Here is a 1,659-nt window from a genome sequence, read left to right on the forward strand (position 1 = left end):
ATACCGCAGCGCCTTCGAACGGACCCGTTTGGAGGCGCAAGGCAAGCCCGAACGGGCGCCGGCGCTGATGCGCCGGACGCCTTCGCATCGACGTGTCGATGCGAAGGCGCGAGGGTATGACTCCTCGCGCAGCCAGCGAAGCCCTGCTCAGCGAGGCGCTTCGGCGGGGATCGCGTGCGCGAGGACGAGACCCGCGAACCGGGCCGTGGCAAGCAGGCGCTCCGGGCCGTGGCCCTCGCGGGCCATGGTGGAGAGGCCGACCATCATGGTCACGACGTAGTCGGACAGGCGTCCGGCCGCCTCTGGGTGGGTGGCTGCGACGAAGCGGCGAATGGTGTCCTCGGCCGCCGCGGTGAGGGCGCGGGCGACGTCCCGTGCCGCCGGGTCGTTGCAGCGGGTGCCCTCGATGGCGAGGCAACCGGCGGCCGACGGATCGGCACCGTAGCGGCGAGCCGCTTCCTCCAGCACGGCGGCGAGGGCCTCGGCCACGGGGCGACTGGGGCGCAGGAGTTCGGCCAGCGGGACGCCCTTGGTCTCGGTGTAGTGGCCGAGGGTGCGGGCGTAGAGGCCGGCCTTGCTGCCGAAGGCGGCGTAGAAGCTGGGAGGGTTGATGCCGAGTGCCTCGGTGAGGTCGGCGACGCTGACGGCGTCGTAGCCGCGGGCGTGGAACAGGCACTGGGCGGTGGCGATGGCCTGATCAGGGTCGAAGCGGCGGGGACGGCCGCGAGGGCGCGCTAATTTTGTAGGCATCGATACAAAAATGTCTTGACCGGTCGGTTGCCTGATTTATGTAGTGCGCACTAACTTAAGCCTCAAGGAGGAGCCGATGGCCGGTTTTCAGGGTAAGTCCGTTCTCGTGCTCGGCGGGAGCCGGGGGATCGGGGCGGCGATCGTGCGCCGCTTCGCGACCGAGGGCGCGGCCGTGACCTTCACGTATGCGGGCTCGCGCGACGCGGCGGAGCAGCTGGCGAGGGAGACGGGCGCCACCGCGGCGATGACCGACAGCGCGGATCGCGACGCGGTGATCGCGCGGGTGCGCGAGAGCGGGCCCCTGGACGTTCTGGTGGTGAATGCGGGGGTGGGGGCGTTCGGCGACCCGCTGGAGCAGGATCCGGACGACGTGGACCGGCTGATCCGGATCAACGTGAACGCGCCCTACCACGCCGCGGTCGAGGCGGCGCGGCGCATGCCGGAGGGCGGGCGGATCATCGTGATCGGCTCCGTCAACGGGGATCGGATCCCGTTTCCCGGCCTGTCGGCCTACGCGATGAGCAAGTCGGCCTTGCAGGGGATGGCGCGGGGGCTCGCGCGGGATTTCGGGCCGCGCGGGATCACGGTGAACGTCGTGCAGCCCGGTCCGATCGACACCGACATGAACCCGGCGGACGGGCCGATGAAGGACATCCAGCACGCCGTCATGGCCCTCAAGCGCCACGGGCGGCCGGAAGACGTGGCGGGACTGGTGACCTGGCTGGCCGGGCCGGAGGCGAGCTTCGTGACCGGGGCGATGCACACGATCGACGGCGGCTTCGGCGCCTGATACCGCCGCGCCTTCGAACGGACCCGTTCGGAGGCGCAAGGCAAGCCCGAACGGGCGCCGGCGCTGATGCGCCGGACTCATTCGCATCGACGTGTCGATGCGAAGGCGCGAGGGTATGA

The 1,659-nt window shown here is 70.8% G+C and carries 2 protein-coding genes; one reads left to right on the forward strand and one right to left on the reverse strand.

Annotated features, from left to right (window positions below; translation table 11 throughout):
* Positions 1 to 147 precede the first annotated feature (147 nt).
* The gene (locus tag VQ02_RS32260) at positions 148 to 750 is read right to left on the reverse strand and encodes a TetR/AcrR family transcriptional regulator (protein WP_048448357.1); all 603 of its coding nucleotides are present in this window, start codon (positions 748 to 750) and stop codon (positions 148 to 150) included.
* A 76-nt stretch (positions 751 to 826) separates the two neighbouring features.
* Here VQ02_RS32260 and bdcA point away from each other — a divergent pair, with 76 nt between their 5' ends.
* The gene (gene bdcA / locus VQ02_RS32265) at positions 827 to 1,540 is read left to right on the forward strand and encodes an SDR family oxidoreductase (protein WP_048448358.1); all 714 of its coding nucleotides are present in this window, start codon (positions 827 to 829) and stop codon (positions 1,538 to 1,540) included.
* Positions 1,541 to 1,659: the final 119 nt, after the last annotated feature.

This window comes from Methylobacterium variabile (assembly GCF_001043975.1).
In the GTDB taxonomy this organism is placed as follows: domain Bacteria; phylum Pseudomonadota; class Alphaproteobacteria; order Rhizobiales; family Beijerinckiaceae; genus Methylobacterium; species Methylobacterium variabile.